This is a genomic window from Undibacterium cyanobacteriorum, from assembly GCF_031326225.1.
Lineage (GTDB): Bacteria > Pseudomonadota > Gammaproteobacteria > Burkholderiales > Burkholderiaceae_D > Undibacterium > Undibacterium cyanobacteriorum.
The window spans coordinates 3,478,564-3,495,647 of the sequence record NZ_CP133720.1 but is presented as its reverse complement, the minus strand read 5'-3'; the positions used below and the strand labels follow the sequence as shown (position 1 = coordinate 3,495,647).

Genomic DNA, 17,084 nt, shown 5'->3' with positions numbered 1-17,084 from the left:
GCGAGTTTTTCTTCATTGGAGCCAGTTTATGTCGAGCCTACCTCAGTCCTACACCAAAGATTGCTACCTTAATGTGCAAGCCATGCGGGCAATTGCCGCTTTGTTGGTGGTTTTGGGACACACTTTAGCATTGGGCGGGATGGAATTGCCGCGTTATCTCGGTGGTGGATTGGTTCATACCTTTGCCTATGCTGGGGTGGATATTTTCTTTGTTATTTCTGGTTTTGTTATTTGCGCGGCTGCCAGTAAGCACCTCGCGTCTACCTCAAACAGCAATGGCCTACAGCGCGCTACGGCTTTCTTATTGCGCCGCGTGTTTCGGATTTATCCTCTGTATTGGGTGTTGCTGCTTGCTGCGTTCTGCTTGGCTTACTTTCACAATCCTGGCCTTCTTGCTTTGCCACGTGAGCTCATAGTCAGTTTATTCCTTCTCACGGAGCGTAATAATCCCGTTTTGTCGCCGGCCTGGAGTCTAGTATTTGAGATGTACTTTTACCTCTGTACTGCCTTCATTTTATTGTTGAGTCGCAGTCGATGGCTGTTGCTGATGGCGGTTTGGTTCGGACTTTCATGTGGTTTGATTTTTTCCGCAAAGAGCTTAGGTTTGGAAGGACGTCTTTACACGGACCCCTTGTTGCTTGAGTTTGGTTTTGGTTGTTTGATCTTCTTTGCCATTTCACGAAACTATGTCCTTGCTCCCATGTTGGCATCCGTGACGCTATTGCTTGGAGCTGTTTTTTTCTTTTGGGGTGCTCAGCAAACGCTCCATCAAGGCTTATTACCACCGATGCCGCGGGTGCAAAGTTTTGGGGTAGGAAGCGCGTTACTGCTATACGCTTTGATTTGTCTCGAACATCAGGCACAGCTTACGATGCCGCGCTTATTGATTGCCTTGGGTACGATTTCTTATTCGATTTATCTGGTTCATCGCCCTTTGATAGATTTGGGTTTGATCCTTGTTGCACGATACCAAATACAAGTGCAAGCATATCCTGTATTACTGAGTAGTTTGATGATGGCCATAGTCATCGCCGCCAGCGCAGTGCTGTATCGTTACCTCGAACGACCTATGATCAGCATAGGTTCACGCCTTGCGCGACGTTGTGAATGAAGTCTAAAGAGTTAGTGGTACATGAATATGGGGCTTGGTGACGGCATATTAGAGCCTCACAATAAAGGCATATCACTCATACAAAAAACCTAAACCATGATGTCTGCCCCATTGGGTGATTTCGGGGACGAGTGTGAATTGATGCATGATCTTCAAAAGGGTAATTTGAGTCGGTCGCTCGTTCGCTCGTTCGTTCGTTCGATTTCCCTTGATGAGCGCCCGACGCTCTCTTTATTTTGTTGCGGGGAAGATGGATAGGATCTATCTTTCGCGCGATGCTTTGAGCTCTAAGCTCTGCTTCAGCTCTTCCATATTGCTGACTCGGCCGTGCACACCGACGATGGCAGTAACACTCCAAGCCCTAGCCTTTATCAAATCGAATAGTTCTTGGTTGACCTCGAAGGCAGTCGCCACAGGACCATGTTCTGCCAGCGTGAGCAGATCGCCTTGAAAGACGATGCCACTTTGCTCGTCGAAGGCAACTAGCATTTCCTCAGCGTGACGACTGTGCACCGAGGCGAGATGAATGCGACGGTTGCCAAGGTCGATAATTTGATCGCCTTTGATTTCAACTAGCTGCTGGTCGAGGCTGCTACCAAATTGGCGTTGTACCGCGACCTGTCCTCCTTTGCCAAGATATACCTTGGCATTTTGTTTTGTATAGCTAAGCAATCCAGCAATGTGATCACGATGTGTATGCGATAAAACGACGTGTTCGATTGCTTTTTGAGGGATTAAATTTTCTAACTTCGTGCGAATCAAGGCCGTTTCGGTGGAACTGACCGGAGCATCGAAGGCAAGCATAGAGTGATCGCCAAGCACGAAGTGGGAATGATAATTGGACGGCGCGCCATTCACCCTGTACACGCCCGGCGCAAGAGTATCGATACGCAAATCACCACGCGCCGCTTTTTCTCGATACGGTGCTGCGAAGTCTAGTGTGATCTCGCGCTGCCGCACTGCTTGACTTTGAATCTGCCAATGAGCACTGGTCGCCCCATTATTGCTGACATGGACATTCCACTGATTCGGTGTGCGAGTCGCAGCTTCATAATCGTACACATATAGAGTGCTGCCGAGGCGAGCTGCCATCACTTTTGAGTCACCACGTCGAATCGTGACGCTGACAGGCCGGCCGATGAAGTCCTCAAAACCTTTAAAGATGTAGTCAGTGTGAGCGTCAGCAGGGCTCTCGATATCGCGAACATTTTGCGCCTGGGACATCAGTAGTTCTGGCACGAGTAAGACTTGATCAGCGTAGGTTTGTTTCGCAACGCTAGCGTCGCTGCGCTCAATTTCGTCGCCATTGCGCCAGAACAGCGTATCGACCGTTGCCATCCCCTCGTGGTTTCCCTTGATATGGAAGTTAAAACGAATACCGCCGGGATACTCAGTGTCAGTGCGGATTTCAAATGCACCCGTCGGTGATAAATAAACAGTCTGATGTGCTGGGACTTCTAGGCTTGCTTGAACAGGCTGTCGCGCTTGATTTGGGGTGATGCGCGAGCCAATCATCTGTAATTCATAGTGTTTTTTTTCAAAACTCGTGTTTTGCGCAAAGCTGTTGCATGTTGCCGAGGAGACGGAAAGTGCGGCTGTGAGCATGATTGCAAATCGCGTGAGGAAACTAGTTTGAGTTGAGCTGGATTTCGCAGAGATGGGACAAGAGAATTTTTTCTGAAAAGTGAGGCGCATATATAGGATTGAGATAAAGGCTGAAAATAAAAGTCGTGTTAGTGACGAATTCGCGTTGTTCGAACTTGCTTGCGTTCTCCTCGTTTGACCACCATCAGGCATGGGAATTTCGCAATTCTCCTAATGCCGATCCCAGTGCGTCGATGATTCATCCCATTTTGCTCAAAAGGCGCCGAAAACTGTTTCCAATACAGGCTGGAGTCACATGTGGCGGAACTGCAAGACCTGTTGGGAAAGGAAATGCGTATGAGAAAATTGGGGATAGGGCGCTTAAGTTGGCTTGCGTCGCGCTGTGTTGCGACTAAGCTGCAAGCAGTAAATGTTGAATTCAGTGATTGTTCGATACATCTGCATCAGATGACGAGCTTCATGTCGCGCATGATCTTGAGTTTGAGTGTTTGTCTTGGCATCGGTATGAGTTTGAGCGCCTGCGGTGGTGGAGGTAGTGGCGGCGGGGCGGTGAACACATCGACGCCTTCGAGTAATTCTTCAACTTCGACCACGGGCAACAATACGGGTTTGCAAGGTTTAGGGCCGAACAGCTTGGGACAAAATCCAAACAGCGATGGATATTACCCGGATGCGAACGGTCGTTATCCAGATAAGAACGGAATTTATCCGGACACCAACGGTAATTATCCAACACCGGCTCAGGTCGGATATTACGAGAACGCGAATGGGGTAGCGCGATCTTATTCGACCGCGGGCCCACTCGATCTGAATAATCCTTTCTTCAAGCCGTTTGGGAATGGTCGTTCCTGCGTCACTTGTCATGATCCGAGCGCTGGTTTCTCACTCACGCCCGAACTCGCACAAAAGAAGTTCTTTGCAAGTAATGGGAGTGATCCACTTTTCACAATGAACGATGCGGCGGTGTCACCGAAGGCACGGGCGAATAGTCTCGCTGAAAAAGAAATTGCTTTCGCGATGTTATTGAATAAGGGATTGTTTCGAATCGGTATGAAGATTCCCGAAAGTGCGGAGTTTGAATTGCAAAGCGTCGATGATCCGTATGACTTTGCGGGGCCGAATGAACTTTCTTTTTTTCGACGCCCCTTGCCGAGTGCGAACCTGAAATTTCTCAGTCATGTGATGTGGGACGGGCGAGATACTTTATTAGATCCCAGTTCGACAAATTGTATTCCGGGCGGGATCTGCTATGCCGCTTTGGATCTGAATCTCGCGCGGCAAGCGAATAATGCGACTTTGGGACATGCGCAAGCTGCACAAGGTTTAAGTGCGGCCGAACAGCGCAGTATTGTCGAGTTCGAAAAAACTTTATTTAGTGCTCAGATTTTTTCGCCTACGGCAGGGTTCCTCGATGTGGCAGGCGCAGCCGGCGGCGCTGAGGCATTAAGTAAGGCCAATTTTACGTTTGGCATGAATGATTTGGAGAAGGGGAATTTCACGACCGGTGCGCCGTTTAATCGTACCGTGATGACGAATTTTTCGACGTGGTTAGCATTTACGGGTACCACTAATCCGAGTATTCATGCTGTTCGGCAGTCAATCGCGCGCGGTGAAGTTTTGTTCAATACACGTGTGTTTCATCGTACACCGCAAGTGGGTGCACCAAATGATTTGAACATACCGCTCACCCGAGTGACATGTTCGAGCTGCCATAACACGCCGCAAGTAGGTGGCGCGAGTGCGCCTTTGGCGGTGAGTATTTTCACCAGTGAAGCTTCATTGAGAACGCCGGATTTACCTTTGTATGTGTTGCGCCATAAAGCCACTGGCGCTACCCAAAAAACGACCGATCCTGGGATCGCGATGCATACCGGTAAGTGGGAAGATATTGGTCGCTTTAAAGTGCCGAGCTTGCGTGGCCTATCGGCACGAGCACCGTATTTTCATAACGGTTCCGCGGAAACGCTGCTCGACGTTGTATTCTATTACGACACCACTTTTCAGATCGGCTTTACAGGCCAAGAAGTGAATGATTTGGTGGCTTTCTTAAGTTCGCTGTAGTGAGCGAGGCGTGCAACGGTGGTATCCGCTGCACGCATTTATTCCGATCTAGCATTCCGATCTAGCTATGGGCCGGCCAGAACTGCCAGAAAATAATGGCAGTCACCACGCCGTAGATGAGCGCGTCGAGTAAATTTTTGAAGCTAGCAGTCCATGGTCGCCCCATCCAAATCGATTCTTGCACGGTTCCCGCACCGTAGACGATGGCTGAAAAGAGCCCAACAAAATGACCAGCGTAATGCGGATTCGCGTGCAATCCCATGGTTTGTAAGGCTAATAATCCGCCCAAGGCTGCAATTGCGAGATTCAACAGAAACCATTGTCCCAGCCATTTTCCCATTGTAGGTAAACCTGGTGCACGTAAAGTGATTAAAGCCACCGGGCCTTCTTGCATTTTCTTTTGCAGCGCCTCACTTTGCATGTCTTTCATGTCAACACAGTGAGGTGTGCTGTAAAGCCCAGGCGTCATTGGCATCGCATTCAATGCCGCACGCACAGCGTCATCGTTGGGCAGCGGTTTGTATTCTGAATTGTGCCATTTGAAAACCATGTGTATGACACTACTGGCGACAAAGACGCCGATTGCCGTTAAGAGTATGGGCAGCCACAGTTGTAAGAGGTTCATACGTTTTCCTTTGGGGTGTTTGTTGATTTTTTCACTGTGCAACCGCATTACGAAAGCGACGGCGGTGCAGGCAATATACGCCGCTCAACTACGATGATCCATCAAAATGAGGTTCTAGTTTGATCTTTGCAACAAACTCTAGGAAGACGAGTTCTTTTATGTTTTGTTTGAATCGAATAATGTCGATATAACTTTATTGATGGTGTTCGGATTGCTTGTAGAAAAGAATTATTCCAACATTGGACTACTCAAAATGAGGTCGCAAATGATGATCTCAGGGTTCGCATTTAAGCGAATTGGGATATTGCCGCATCCGATGCCTCTACTCACTAGCAAGCGACCTTGCTTGGGTATCTCAAAATCACCGTGGAGGTAAAGTCGAGAGTAGTTGCCGTGGGTTTGCGCCCAGGGCCTTCCGCTCGAGTTTGCAACTTGCCCACCATGGGTATGGCCGCAAAACGCGAGGTCGAATTGTTTATTCTTGGCAAAGTGAAGAAAATCTGGGGAATGACTGAGTACTAACTTTATGCCTTTGGCAGCATTAAACGCATGACTAAAATCTGGCGCACCAGTCCAAGGATCGTCAATCCCGTAAATACTGATCGAATCAAACGGAGGTGCGAGTGTGATTTCTCGGTTGATTAGAAGTTCGACCTTGGCATTGCGAAGCTCGGATTCTAAATCACGATGCTTAGACCAAAGATCATGGTTGCCGAAGACGGCAAACTTCCCAAAAGGCGGCCGACAACGGTCAAGTAGTGGCGTCAGAACGTTCATGTACTCTGCTTTAAACGAGATAAAGTCGCCACCGAGTAGCAGTAGTGAAATATCGTAGTACTTTAGGATATTGAAAGTTTCTTCGAAGATCTTTGGGCAGGTGGTAGGTCCTGCATGGAAGTCGCTCAGAAAAGCAATTCGGAGGCAATTAGTCGAAGTAGAATTTCTAATTCTATCGATTTGATTGCTGGAGTGTAGGTCAACATCGTCGCGCGGCGAGGAGTGAACTGATTGGGTATAGTGCGTCACCCCCAGTTTGCCATGTCCGCCCAACTGATAACTTAGTTTCGCAACATAGCCCTTACATAGAACGATATCGAGAACTTGTTCGCCGAGATGTCGCCACCAATGATTGTATTGACCTCTTCCCAACCGCATGAATTTCCGTTCTTTCTATGATTGGTATGTGTTTCGAGGCGAAATTGATCGGCGAATGAGTTTCACGGGACGCAAGCGACTTTTCTCACTGTCGACAACTGATGAAAAAGGTTTCAGCTCAAAGCGCCTCGTTCCTCTTAGCTACGCATAGTTTTTCGAAGATGTTTGTTTGTTCTTCTTGCGTTTGAAGGTTGTGTCAAGAAATTGGCAATCAATCGCCATATAAAACCGAAACCAAAAATCGCTCCTCCAAATAACATCAAGCCAATTCCATCATCGATATTGGCATTTGAAAGGCGCGTTCGGTTGGGATTGGTCGAAAGGTATCTAATTGGTAAGCTGCCCTTTCTTTCAAGCTCTGTTAGCATCGCGTCAGTAATGTCTTTTTTGACGATAACGCGTTCTCCCTCTTGGGTTTTGAACTCAAGTCGGACATCGTTATATTCCTTTTCGATAGTGCCGGCTTTTCCCCCGCGTCTAACTTTGACGTGGTCATAGGTTTGTCCATGAGGGAAGGCATTCGCCATCACGCCATATTTTTTAAATGAGCGAGTGTCATAATTCTGGTATAGGCCTAGCAATATGATACCGATGCCGATAATGATGAAGTAGCTAGATTTGTTCATGTTCGATGATGTGTTTTAGTCGTTTTTGTGGACGGTTTAATGCGCCTCTTCCCAATTAGCACCCATGCCCACTTCGGCCAATAAGGGCACATCTAATTGCGCCACGCTGGCCATCAATGCGGGCAATTTTTGTTTGACGAGCTCGACTTCTTCGGCCACCACTTCCAGCACCAGTTCATCGTGGACTTGCATGATCATTTTGGACTTCAATTGATCCGTTTCTAACCAATTTTGGACCGCGATCATCGCTAGTTTAATGAGATCGGCAGCAGTGCCTTGCATAGGCGCATTAATCGCGGCGCGTTCCGCACCTTGGCGGCGAGGGCCGTTAGGGCTATTGATTTCTGGTAGCCACAAGCGCCGTCCGAAGACGGTTTCGACATAGCCGTGCGCTTTGGCTTGCGTGCGAGTGTCTGCCATGTATTGCGCGACACCGGGGTAGCGTTGGAAATATTTGTCGATGTAACTTTGCGCAGCGCTGCGTTCGATGCCGAGGTTGCCCGCTAAACCAAAAGCGCTCATGCCGTAGATCAAACCAAAGTTAATCACTTTGGCGTAACGACGCTGTTCACTAGTGACTTCATCGAGCCCAATACCAAAAATTTCTGCGGCGGTGGCACGATGCACGTCCTCGCCATCAGCAAAGGCTTTGAGCAGGCTTGCATCACCGGAGATATGCGCCATGATGCGCAATTCGATTTGCGAATAATCGGCCGACATGATCACATTGCCGGGCGCGGCAACAAAGGCTTCACGAATGCGACGACCTTCGGCAGTGCGCACGGGGATGTTTTGTAAGTTGGGATCATTCGATGCCAAGCGACCTGTCACGGCCACGGCTTGCGCGTAATTGGTGTGCACCCGACCTGAATTGGGATTGACCATCTTCGGTAATTTATCGGTGTAGGTCGACTTTAGTTTCGCAAGACCGCGATATTCAAGAATGACTTTCGGTAAAGGATAATCTTCGGCGAGTTTTTGTAAGACTTCTTCATCCGTTGAAGGCGCGCCCGAGGGTGTTTTCTTCACCACCGGCAGTCCGAGTTTGCCAAAGAAAATTTCACCTAATTGTTTTGGTGAATTCAGATTGAAAGGTTGTTCTGCCAGCTCGTACGCTTTTTGTTCAAGTTCAAGTAGGCGATTGCCAATCTCGTTCGATTGCGTTGCCAAGCGCTCACGATCGATCAAGACACCATTGCGTTCAATCTTTTGCAAGACGATTGAAGTTGGCACTTCAATCTTGTCGTAGATGAAGCGGAGTTTGGCATCGTGTTCAACTTGTGGCCACATGGCGTGATGGAGTTGCAAAGTGATGTCGGCGTCTTCCGCTGCATAGGCGGTCGCACGTTCGATATCGACTTGATCAAAGCCGATTTGTGAAGCACCTTTACCGCAAACTTCTTCATAGCTAATGGTTTTGCGTGCCAAGTGGCGTAAAGCCAAGCTATCCATATCGTGCGATTTATGAGATTCGAAGACGTAGGATTGCAGCAGTGTGTCGTGGACGATGCCGGCTAGTCGAACTCCGTGATTGGCGAATACATGCGCATCGTATTTGAGATTTTGTCCGACCTTTGCTTTGCTCTCGTCTTCCAGCCATGCTTTGAGTTTGCCGAGCACGAGTTCACGCGACAATTGCTCTGGTGCGCCGGGATAATGGTGTGCCATTGGAATGTAGGCGGCAATCCCCGCTTCGCAGCACAAGGAGATGCCGACCATCTGCGCCAGCATCGGATCGAGCGAGGTCGTCTCGGTATCGACAGCCGTCAAACTTGCTGCTTGAATTTTGTTGAGCCAAGCGTCGAGTTGCGCTTCGCTGAGAATGGTTTCGTAGTGCGTGACTGCTGGCGCAGCTGGGATTTCGGGTGTATGGCTTTGCGCTGCTTGTGCTGCTGGTGATGCATTGGAACCGCTATCGTCGTCGCCAAATAAGCCGCCTTGCGCTGGTGTGCTGCTTGCTTTGTTGATTGGTGTGGCGCCCGCCGTGGGATCGGCGCTCAGTTCACGTAACCAAGTCTTGAAGCCATAGCGCGAGAAGAAGGCAAGCATGTCCTCTTTGCTTTCGTCTTTGCCGACCAAGGATTCATTGATGGAAATGTGATGGCCGGATAAGTCGCAGTCGGTCTTAACCGTGATCAGCACTCGACCTTGGGGCAGCCAATCGAGGGCAGCGCGCAGATTGTCACCGACCACGCCTTTGATTTTGTCAGCGTTGGCGATAACTCCATCGAGACTATCGTATTCCGTCAACCACTTGACCGCGGTTTTCGGACCACACTTGCTGACGCCAGGTACGTTGTCGACGGTGTCGCCGATCAGAGTCAGATAATCGATAATGCGATTCGGCGGCACACCGAACTTCGCAAGCACACCGGCTTCGTCGAGCTTTTCATTGCTCATGGTGTTGATCAGTGTGACATTGGCATTCACCAGCTGCGCTAAATCTTTATCACCGGTTGAAATGATAGTTTGCATCCCCAACTGCGTGGCTTCGACCGCGAGGGTACCGATCACATCATCAGCTTCGACGCCTTCGACCATGAGAATCGGCCAACCCATGGCTGCGACTGCTTGATGAATAGGCTCAATCTGCAAGCGCAAATCATCTGGCATCGGCGCGCGTTGTGCTTTATATTCGGGGTAGAGATCGTCACGGAAAGTTTTGCCTTTGGCATCGAAGACGCACGCCATATACGCGGCAGGGAAATCGGCGCGCAAACGACGTAGCATATTGATCATGCCATAGATAGCACCCGTCGGTTCGCCGCGCGCATTGCGTAAATCGGGCATAGCGTGGAAAGCACGGTAGAGATAGCTGGAACCGTCGACGAGTAAAAGAGTTTTTTGCATAAGGAATCTGGAAATGAATGACACCGGAAAACGAATTCTGAAATTGCGTCAGATCACCGACAAAGACAAGGCGACTGCCCTCAAAGCGCGTGAATCATGGCATATGTTCACGATTATGGCAGAGTTTATCGAATCCACCGAACGCTTGTCGGCAATTGGCCCCGCGGTGACCATCTTTGGATCAGCACGTTTGAAACCGGAAAATCCGTATTATCAGACTTGCGTCGATGTCGCTAAACGCTTATCTGACGAGGGTTTTGCAGTGATTTCTGGTGGTGGCCCAGGGATTATGGAGGCTGCCAACAAGGGCGCATTTGAAGGCCAATCAGCATCAGTGGGCTTGAATATCGAATTACCACACGAGCAGAAAACCAATCCTTGGCAGAATGTCTCTCTCAATTTTCGTCACTTTTTTGCACGTAAGGTGTCCTTCGTTAAATATGCCGACGCATACATTATTTTCCCCGGCGGCTTCGGCACCTTGGATGAGTTGATGGAAGTCTTAACCTTGATGCAAACTGGGAAAACTAAACGTATTCCGGTGATCTTGGTCGGCAAGAATTTCTGGCAAGGTTTCCTAGATTGGATTAAGCAACAGTTGGCAAATGAGGGCCTGATCGAGGAAAAAGACCTCAATCTCGTGCAACTCATCGACGAACCGGCCAATATCGTTGATGCGATTTTTGCCTACTATGAAGCGCATGATATCGAGCCGTCCGACGAGGAAAGACAGCGGATGTTGTATTTGTAATTGCATGTCAGTTGGGACTTAAGCCGTGCGGTAGGGCGTGTGCCAAATTTATCTAAAGTCGCCTGCACTGAAGTAAGAGACGTCGTTTGGGATGATCAATTGTCTTAGGTGGCGATTCACAGTTTCCACATCCAATTCTTGAATCCTTTGGACGAGCTTGATCTCATAGGCGAAGTCTCGGTTTGCACGCCTATGATCTAGAAGTCTGTTGATTAAGTCGTGTTGTTCTAACTCACGCTTTTTGAACTCAGCCAAAATATTTTTCTTGGCAGCTTCAAGCTCGTCTGCACTGACGCCCTCACGAAGAAAAGTGTCGAGCTCCTCCTTAATGAGTTGTTTGATGAGCCTTCTATTTTGCGGTGCGAAGTTGGCGTAGATTAACCATCGACTTGCCTTATCGATTGCTTTGACATCGAGTATTGAGCCAATTGAGTAGCTTAAGCCCTCATGATGCCTTATTTTTAAAGCGAGGCGATTCTGTAGTCCTTCACCGCCAAAGATCCAGTTGGCGATCAATAGACTGGGAAATTCATTGGCTTCATCATTGATCGACAAGGGTAGATAGCCAAGGATGAAACTGTTGGAACTATTTGGAACAAGAATCTCTTTTTCCGTTGGAGTTACAGACTTTAGTTGATACGGAATTCTTTCAAATCTGTGAGCAGGCTTCCAGTCCTCTAACAACTCTGTTATCTGTTGCTTCATTTTGTCTGCATCGAATTCACCGACGATAACAATGTTGGCATTTTGGGGGCCAAAGAACTTTCGATGGAAAGCTAAAGCGTTGGCGTATGTAGCGTTTTTTAAGCCCTCGATCATCGCCCCAGAGCTACTAACGTGGCGAATACTGGATTTTCCGGTCGGGTCGAAGTACCGTTCTGCCTCATTAACAGCGACCCATTGTGGATTGCTCACATCCTTTACGATTTGATTTTGGCGGGTTCGCTTGTTGAGCTCAATTGCTTGCGAGTCAATCAGTGGAGCCCTCACGTAAGCGGACCATAAATCGAGGAGATGTTGCTGATCTTCCACTTGACCTAAAGTCTCCATGGCGAAATAGAAATGAGTTTCATCGACTGTTTTTGACATTGAATATTCCGGGACTTGTGAATGGTATTTCTTTTTATTGATGATGCTAAAGTTTGGGAAATAGCATCCCGCGCAGGCCGCGTGATTCTGTTGGTTGCGCAGGCTTTCTTCTGTGCCAAAGTTGAGTCGTGTCGCAATTTGGATCCCATGATTCGGCCTAGAAACTGGCAACAAGGAAATGCGGATGCCATTCGATAACTCGAATGACAGAATTTTCTGATTTAATGTTTCCCATGTTTCACTGTCAGCGTGCCTGAACTCCTTTGCAGCTTGATCTTGCAGCTGCTGATATTCGATTTCTAATGCTGGGGCATCGGGTATTTCGATTGTTTTTACGTGCTGGGTTGAGTGCGTTCTCACGATTGTCCGATTCGTACCAGTCAGATAAGTGGTTGCCGCTGTTTGCACTTGTCCCAAGGTAAGGGTACTTATTCTCTTCTTGTTCAGATAGAACAGGCGCCAATCTGAGGTGCCCGTGTAGGTCGCCAATTCGCTGGCGAGTTGTTCTGAAGATGATTCTATTTTTTCAAATTCTTCGATTAAACTCTTTCTGGCGCCATTCAACTCCTGTTCCGTCAAGGGCTTTTTCGAGAAACTTTCGATTGCACTGAGAAGTTTTCGCTCTTGCGCATCGTTCTTTGGTCCTTGAAGCTGGAAGAAATGGAGATGGGGGGCGCTGGTAATCGGTGCTTCAATATGAAAGCTCGAAGTAGATGCTATTTCATTTCTTAAGTCGAATGGGCTGAATCGATTGTTGGCAATGACGTTGTCAATTAATCGAAGCGCCATAAAATCAGAATGCGTCGCGGGCGGAGCATGGTAGCCTACGCCGATTAAGTTCGTTTCGCTGGCGATACCGATATCGGTGGTTCGGGCACCATTTTGTGGCGGTTCCACTTTCTTTTCGATTTTTATCGTGGAAGTGGGATTTGTGAGCTTGTTGAAATATGTGGCAACCCAATTGAGGCACTCAACGGTGTCAAAAGCACCGCTGACAATCAAAACAGCGTTACTCGGGCGGTAGAATTCTTTATACATCGAATCCAGCTGTTTGCTGTCGACATTTTCGATGCTAGCCCGGCTACCGATCGGGAGTTGTCGATATTGGTGATCATCAAAAGCACTCTTATGCAGAGCTCGCCTTACTATGAACGAGGGTTCTGTCTCCTTCATATCCAGTTCGTTAAGCACAATATTTTTTTCGTTTGTGTGTTGAGACCGAATCTCCGATGAGTGTGAATTAAAGTTGATGCTTTGCATACGGAACGCTTCAAGCTTGAGCAGCTTCTCCAGCAAATTGTTGCTGGCCAAAAATTTCGATTGGTAAACCGTATAATCGAAATGAGTGTTCGCTTGGAAGTTAACTCCCTCTTTTGTTAATCGATTGACAGAAAGCGTCTCATCCTTTTCATCTTGGAGTGTCGGAAGTGCACTAAAAAGTTGATGCTCGAGGACATGTGCCAACCCATTGTTGTGTTCGTTCTCATACCGTGAGCCAACTCGATAGACCATGTTGATGGTAGTCGAATGCTGTTTCTTATCAGGGATTAAGAGTAGAGTGAGGCCATTGTCGAGCCTGTATTCACTCACATTGCCTAACGATTGAATCTTTCGAATATTTTCGGCGCCAACCGCTGCCGAATTCTCAGCAGCAAGTGGAGTGATATTTTTAGCCTGCGCTAATGTTGAAGCAATAGCGAGGATCGAACCGCAAAGTGCTGAAGTTTGTAAGCGCATAAGTGCTTGTAAAGCCTATCAGTGAAGTATGAATAAATGTTATTTTAATATTAAAAAATTAATAATGCTATGGGCTAAACGTAGCATGGCGAATGCGCTTTGGGCGAAAGCAAGTGCATTCACTTGGGCATTGATTTAGGGCAGATTTCAAGGTCTTGAAAATAGTTATGCTCTCTAGTGGGGCAATAGGTCTCAGTAATTGCTGCTACGTTTGTTACAATGCCCTAATGCATGTGGCGTTGTTGTGTCGTCTTTTTGCAGAAATGCCAGTTTTTATTTCTTATTTTTGAAGTGATGTCATGAAAAAATCAATCGCCTTTAGTTCTTTTTGCGCTGTTATTCCTGTGGGAGTATTGGTCTTGTTTGCAATGCCGAGCGTCGCTCTGGCGCAATCGAAAAAGGATGTTCCGCCGCCACCTCCGCCACCATTGGAAAAGCTGGAAGAGCCGGGTGAGTCTGAGTTGAAGCTGGCGAAGCCTGAGCCTAAGAATTTGAAAATGATGGAGCGTAAGGAAGAGGGCAAGACGACCGAGGTACGGGTTCGTTCGGGCGGCAGCAATTACACGGTGAAAGAAAACAAAGCGCCTAGGGGAACGCGTGAAGGGGAAGCGAATCGTGCCGCACAATGGACGGTGATGGAATTTGGCGGCGCGAAAACGCCGAAAGAGGTAGAATCGAATGCTGGGCAGCCAAAAGCGCCCGCTTCCAATGCCAATGGGACTTCAAAAACGGGTGCATCCAAACCTGCGACAGAAGCCACAACAACTTCCGCTTCGGCTGCCAAAATGAACGTTGATGCTGCGGCCAGCGCCGCCAGTGCAAGCTCGGCACCGGTTAAAAAATAATTAGATATTGAAAGTATATGGCTGTATTCACCTCGGTAACATTGCAAGATCTCACAGATTGGATGCCTCAATTTCCCCTTGGCAAAGCGCACGCGATTCGGGGCATCGCTTCCGGTATTGAAAATAGTAATTTTTTTATTGATACCGACCAAGGTGAGTACGTCTTAACGATTTTTGAAAATCTCAATTTTGAACAATTACCGTTCTATTTGAAGTTGATGCGACACCTCGCCGATCGAGGCGTTTTAGTGCCAGCGCCGATCGCCAACGATCGTGGCGATTTATGTGTCGCCTTGCATGGTAAGCCTTCTGCCATTGTCAGTAAGCTGCACGGGAGTTCGCAAATGGCACCGCAAGCGGTGCATTGTGCTGAAGTGGGCGCCATGTTGGCCCGTATGCATTTAGCTGGGCTCGATTTCGATATTGTTCAACCCAATCTTCGCAGTCTGCCATGGTGGCAAGAAACCGTACCGAAAGTATTGCAATTTCTCGACGAAGATAAACGTCAATTAATGCAAGAAGAGATCCGCTTTCAAAGCGCGTTTGCCGAAACAGCGGTGTATCGTCAGCTGCAAAATGGACCGGTTCACGCCGATTTGTTTCGCAACAATGTCATGTTTGATGGCGACAAGTTGACGGGATTCTTTGATTTCTATTTTGCCGGTTGCGATACTTGGTTATTTGACGTGGCCGTGACCATCAATGACTGGTGTATTGATCTCGATACTGGGGTGTTGGATCTGGCTCGCGTCGAAGCCATGTTGCAAGCCTATCATTCGGTACGTCCGTTCACTGAGAATGAACAAGAAGCGTGGCAGGCGATGTTGCGGGCAGCAGCTTTCCGCTTCTGGCTGTCGCGCGTGTTCGATTACTACAAACCACGTGATGCAGAAATGCTGACACCGCATGATCCGACTCACTTTGAACGCATTTTGCGACTGCGTATTGCCGAGCCAGCACCAAAATTGCCGCGCTAAGTTCGCCAGTGCAATGAAAGTAAAGAAAAGATTGTAGGGGAGTTTGTCATGAGTCCAAATGCGGGCTGGCATTGGTTGAGTCAAGCGATTGACTTGTTTAAGAAGCGGCCGTTCGAAATTGTGTTCGCCTATTTCGGCATGATGCTTTGTACGTTCGTAGTAGCGGCCTTACCCTTGGTGGGACCTGTGCTAAGTTTTGCGCTGGCACCTTTGTTTGCAATGGGGCTTGCGCAAATTTATCGCGATACGGAGCGGGGTGAGGCCTTTGTTGCGACAGCCTTGTTCAGTGCTTTTAGATCGCCAGCGAAAAAGCCATTGTTCATGCTGGGTTTGTTGCAATTTCTCGCCTTTGCGGCTTCGATGACCTTGGCTTCTTTTTTTGATGACGGATTGCTTCGGGAGCTGATCAGTAATCCGAAGCTATTCGAAGGAGAGGCGGCGCAAAACGTTGAGTATGCGAGACAAATGCTGTGGCGTCTGTTTCAAAGTGTCGCGATCTCCCGTTTGTTTTACCTGCCAGCCTTGATGTGCTTTTGGTATGCGCCAAATTTGATTGCTTGGCATGGAATGGGCGTGATCAAAGCTTGCTTCTATAGTTTCTTTACTGTTTGGCGCTTGCGTTCGGCCTTTATTGTGTATCTGTTGTCGTGCTTGGCTTTCTTGATGGTACCAACCTTTGTCTTGGGCGTGCTTTCGGCCATCCATCCAGCGGTCGCGGCGATCATTAATCTCGTCATCATTCCAGCTTTGTTGGGGTTGATCACGATTGTCAATTGCAGCTTTTATACGAGCTATACCGCAGCATTTGAGCGTGACACAAGTGCTTAATTTCAGTTCGACCCCTGGGTATACTTTCACGTGATATCTGGGACGTATCTCCTACGCCAAAATCAGATATTGAAACGACTCCCATCAAACTGAAGATAAGTTTGCTTGGGAGTCGTTTCGATTTTGTTGCGAGCTTTAGCTTTTAGTCGACCGCAGTAGTTTTTTCGTGTTCCGAAGGGATTGTCGAGTCTTCGATGATCTCGAAGCTATGGCTCATTTCGGCTGTCTTGGCGAGCATGATGGAGGCCGAGCAATACTTTTCATGGGACAATGCAATCGCACGTTCGACCTGTGCAAGTTTCAGGTTACGACCAGTGACGGTGAAATGAAAGTGAATCTTGGTGAACACTTTGGGTTCTGTGCTGGCGCGCTCTGCGCTGAGTTTGACATCACAGCCCCTCACATCTTGCTTACCTTTGCGCAGAATCAATACCACGTCGTAGGCCGTGCAGCCACCAGTGCCGAGTAATACCATTTCCATGGGACGCGGTGCACGGTTATGACCGCCACCTTCAGGGGCGCCATCCATCATCACGGCATGTCCTGAGCCTGTTTCTGCGATAAAGCTCATGCCACCGACACCGGTCCAGCGTACTGTTGTTTCCATTTATTCCTCTTTCTGAATTAAGACGTCAAAGCCACGATGGGGAAGATTTTACCTTGTTGGCGTGATTTGTTTTGAGCGTGTGCGTTTAGATATCCGATCTGCAAGCGACGGCTGCGAGCCTACAGCTACGAAAGTCGCGTTTCTTGTTCTCGTTGACATCGCAAAAAGCTTGCGTCAAATAAGGCTTGGGCAAACTTGCAAGTTGAGACGGTTTTGT

General features: G+C 48.3%; 13 protein-coding genes. 6 read left to right on the top strand and 7 right to left on the bottom strand.

Features of this window, described 5'->3' with window-relative positions; translation table 11 throughout:
- The first annotated feature begins 28 nt into the window (after nucleotides 1–28).
- Nucleotides 29–1,111: an acyltransferase family protein gene (locus RF679_RS14610; RefSeq protein WP_309481361.1), complete on the top strand. Its 1,083-nt coding sequence runs from the start codon at nucleotides 29–31 to the stop codon at nucleotides 1,109–1,111.
- A gap of 261 nt (nucleotides 1,112–1,372) precedes the next feature.
- Here the strand turns inward: RF679_RS14610 and RF679_RS14605 are convergent, their stop codons facing one another.
- A complete protein-coding gene (locus tag RF679_RS14605) occupies nucleotides 1,373–2,626 on the bottom strand; it encodes an oxygen-binding di-iron domain-containing protein (RefSeq protein WP_309481360.1) in 1,254 nt (417 codons plus the stop codon).
- Nucleotides 2,627–3,046: 420 nt separating this feature from the next.
- On the opposite strand from RF679_RS14605, the gene RF679_RS14600 reads away from it, so the two are divergent.
- The gene (locus RF679_RS14600; protein WP_309481359.1) at nucleotides 3,047–4,777 is read left to right on the top strand and encodes a cytochrome C; all 1,731 of its coding nucleotides are present in this window, start codon (nucleotides 3,047–3,049) and stop codon (nucleotides 4,775–4,777) included.
- Nucleotides 4,778–4,838: 61 nt separating this feature from the next.
- Here RF679_RS14600 and RF679_RS14595 read toward each other — a convergent pair whose 3' ends face one another.
- The 4 genes from RF679_RS14595 to polA all read right to left on the bottom strand — a co-directional run bounded on the left by RF679_RS14595 (nucleotide 4,839) and on the right by polA (nucleotide 10,033).
- The gene (locus tag RF679_RS14595) at nucleotides 4,839–5,402 is read right to left on the bottom strand and encodes a hypothetical protein (protein ID WP_309481358.1); all 564 of its coding nucleotides are present in this window, start codon (nucleotides 5,400–5,402) and stop codon (nucleotides 4,839–4,841) included.
- 228 nt (nucleotides 5,403–5,630) lie between these two features.
- The gene (locus RF679_RS14590; RefSeq protein ID WP_309481357.1) at nucleotides 5,631–6,557 is read right to left on the bottom strand and encodes a metallophosphoesterase; all 927 of its coding nucleotides are present in this window, start codon (nucleotides 6,555–6,557) and stop codon (nucleotides 5,631–5,633) included.
- Between the two features lie 137 nt (nucleotides 6,558–6,694).
- On the bottom strand, nucleotides 6,695–7,183 hold the full coding sequence (locus RF679_RS14585) for a hypothetical protein (RefSeq protein ID WP_309481356.1): 489 nt from the start codon (nucleotides 7,181–7,183) through the stop codon (nucleotides 6,695–6,697).
- 36 nt (nucleotides 7,184–7,219) lie between these two features.
- Nucleotides 7,220–10,033 carry a DNA polymerase I gene (polA, locus tag RF679_RS14580; protein WP_309481355.1) on the bottom strand — a complete coding sequence of 938 codons (2,814 nt, stop codon included), beginning with the start codon at nucleotides 10,031–10,033 and terminating at the stop codon, nucleotides 7,220–7,222.
- Nucleotides 10,034–10,046: 13 nt separating this feature from the next.
- On the opposite strand from polA, the gene RF679_RS14575 reads away from it, so the two are divergent.
- Nucleotides 10,047–10,784 (top strand): LOG family protein, encoded by a 738-nt coding sequence (locus RF679_RS14575; protein WP_309481354.1) that lies wholly within the window; start codon nucleotides 10,047–10,049, stop codon nucleotides 10,782–10,784.
- A gap of 48 nt (nucleotides 10,785–10,832) precedes the next feature.
- Here the strand turns inward: RF679_RS14575 and RF679_RS14570 are convergent, their stop codons facing one another.
- Entirely contained in the window at nucleotides 10,833–13,610 is a 2,778-nt protein-coding gene (locus RF679_RS14570; RefSeq protein ID WP_309481353.1) for a M16 family metallopeptidase, read from the bottom strand.
- Nucleotides 13,611–13,909: 299 nt separating this feature from the next.
- Here RF679_RS14570 and RF679_RS14565 point away from each other — a divergent pair, with 299 nt between their 5' ends.
- Genes RF679_RS14565 through RF679_RS14555 form a run of 3 tightly spaced genes read left to right on the top strand, consistent with a single transcriptional unit; the run spans nucleotide 13,910 to nucleotide 16,260 of the window.
- Entirely contained in the window at nucleotides 13,910–14,455 is a 546-nt protein-coding gene (locus tag RF679_RS14565) for a hypothetical protein (protein WP_309481352.1), read from the top strand.
- A gap of 17 nt (nucleotides 14,456–14,472) precedes the next feature.
- Nucleotides 14,473–15,432, top strand: coding sequence for a homoserine kinase (locus tag RF679_RS14560; RefSeq protein ID WP_309481351.1), 960 nt, complete (start codon nucleotides 14,473–14,475; stop codon nucleotides 15,430–15,432).
- A 48-nt stretch (nucleotides 15,433–15,480) separates the two neighbouring features.
- A complete protein-coding gene (locus RF679_RS14555) occupies nucleotides 15,481–16,260 on the top strand; it encodes a BPSS1780 family membrane protein (protein WP_309481350.1) in 780 nt (259 codons plus the stop codon).
- Between the two features lie 142 nt (nucleotides 16,261–16,402).
- Here the strand turns inward: RF679_RS14555 and RF679_RS14550 are convergent, their stop codons facing one another.
- Entirely contained in the window at nucleotides 16,403–16,867 is a 465-nt protein-coding gene (locus RF679_RS14550) for an OsmC family protein (RefSeq protein WP_309481349.1), read from the bottom strand.
- Between the last annotated feature and the right edge of the window lie 217 nt (nucleotides 16,868–17,084).

What these genes read in the sequence shown, in the direction of transcription:
- RF679_RS14610 (WP_309481361.1), top strand. Translation starts at nt 29, where the DNA reads ATGTCGAGCCTACCTCAGTCCTACACCAAAGATTGCTACCTTAATGTG.
- RF679_RS14605 (WP_309481360.1), bottom strand. Translation starts at nt 2,626, where the DNA reads ATGATTGGCTCGCGCATCACCCCAAATCAAGCGCGACAGCCTGTTCAA.
- RF679_RS14600 (WP_309481359.1), top strand. Translation starts at nt 3,047, where the DNA reads ATGCGTATGAGAAAATTGGGGATAGGGCGCTTAAGTTGGCTTGCGTCG.
- RF679_RS14595 (WP_309481358.1), bottom strand. Translation starts at nt 5,402, where the DNA reads ATGAACCTCTTACAACTGTGGCTGCCCATACTCTTAACGGCAATCGGC.
- RF679_RS14590 (WP_309481357.1), bottom strand. Translation starts at nt 6,557, where the DNA reads ATGCGGTTGGGAAGAGGTCAATACAATCATTGGTGGCGACATCTCGGC.
- RF679_RS14585 (WP_309481356.1), bottom strand. Translation starts at nt 7,183, where the DNA reads ATGAACAAATCTAGCTACTTCATCATTATCGGCATCGGTATCATATTG.
- polA (WP_309481355.1), bottom strand. Translation starts at nt 10,033, where the DNA reads ATGCAAAAAACTCTTTTACTCGTCGACGGTTCCAGCTATCTCTACCGT.
- RF679_RS14575 (WP_309481354.1), top strand. Translation starts at nt 10,047, where the DNA reads ATGAATGACACCGGAAAACGAATTCTGAAATTGCGTCAGATCACCGAC.
- RF679_RS14570 (WP_309481353.1), bottom strand. Translation starts at nt 13,610, where the DNA reads ATGCGCTTACAAACTTCAGCACTTTGCGGTTCGATCCTCGCTATTGCT.
- RF679_RS14565 (WP_309481352.1), top strand. Translation starts at nt 13,910, where the DNA reads ATGAAAAAATCAATCGCCTTTAGTTCTTTTTGCGCTGTTATTCCTGTG.
- RF679_RS14560 (WP_309481351.1), top strand. Translation starts at nt 14,473, where the DNA reads ATGGCTGTATTCACCTCGGTAACATTGCAAGATCTCACAGATTGGATG.
- RF679_RS14555 (WP_309481350.1), top strand. Translation starts at nt 15,481, where the DNA reads ATGAGTCCAAATGCGGGCTGGCATTGGTTGAGTCAAGCGATTGACTTG.
- RF679_RS14550 (WP_309481349.1), bottom strand. Translation starts at nt 16,867, where the DNA reads ATGGAAACAACAGTACGCTGGACCGGTGTCGGTGGCATGAGCTTTATC.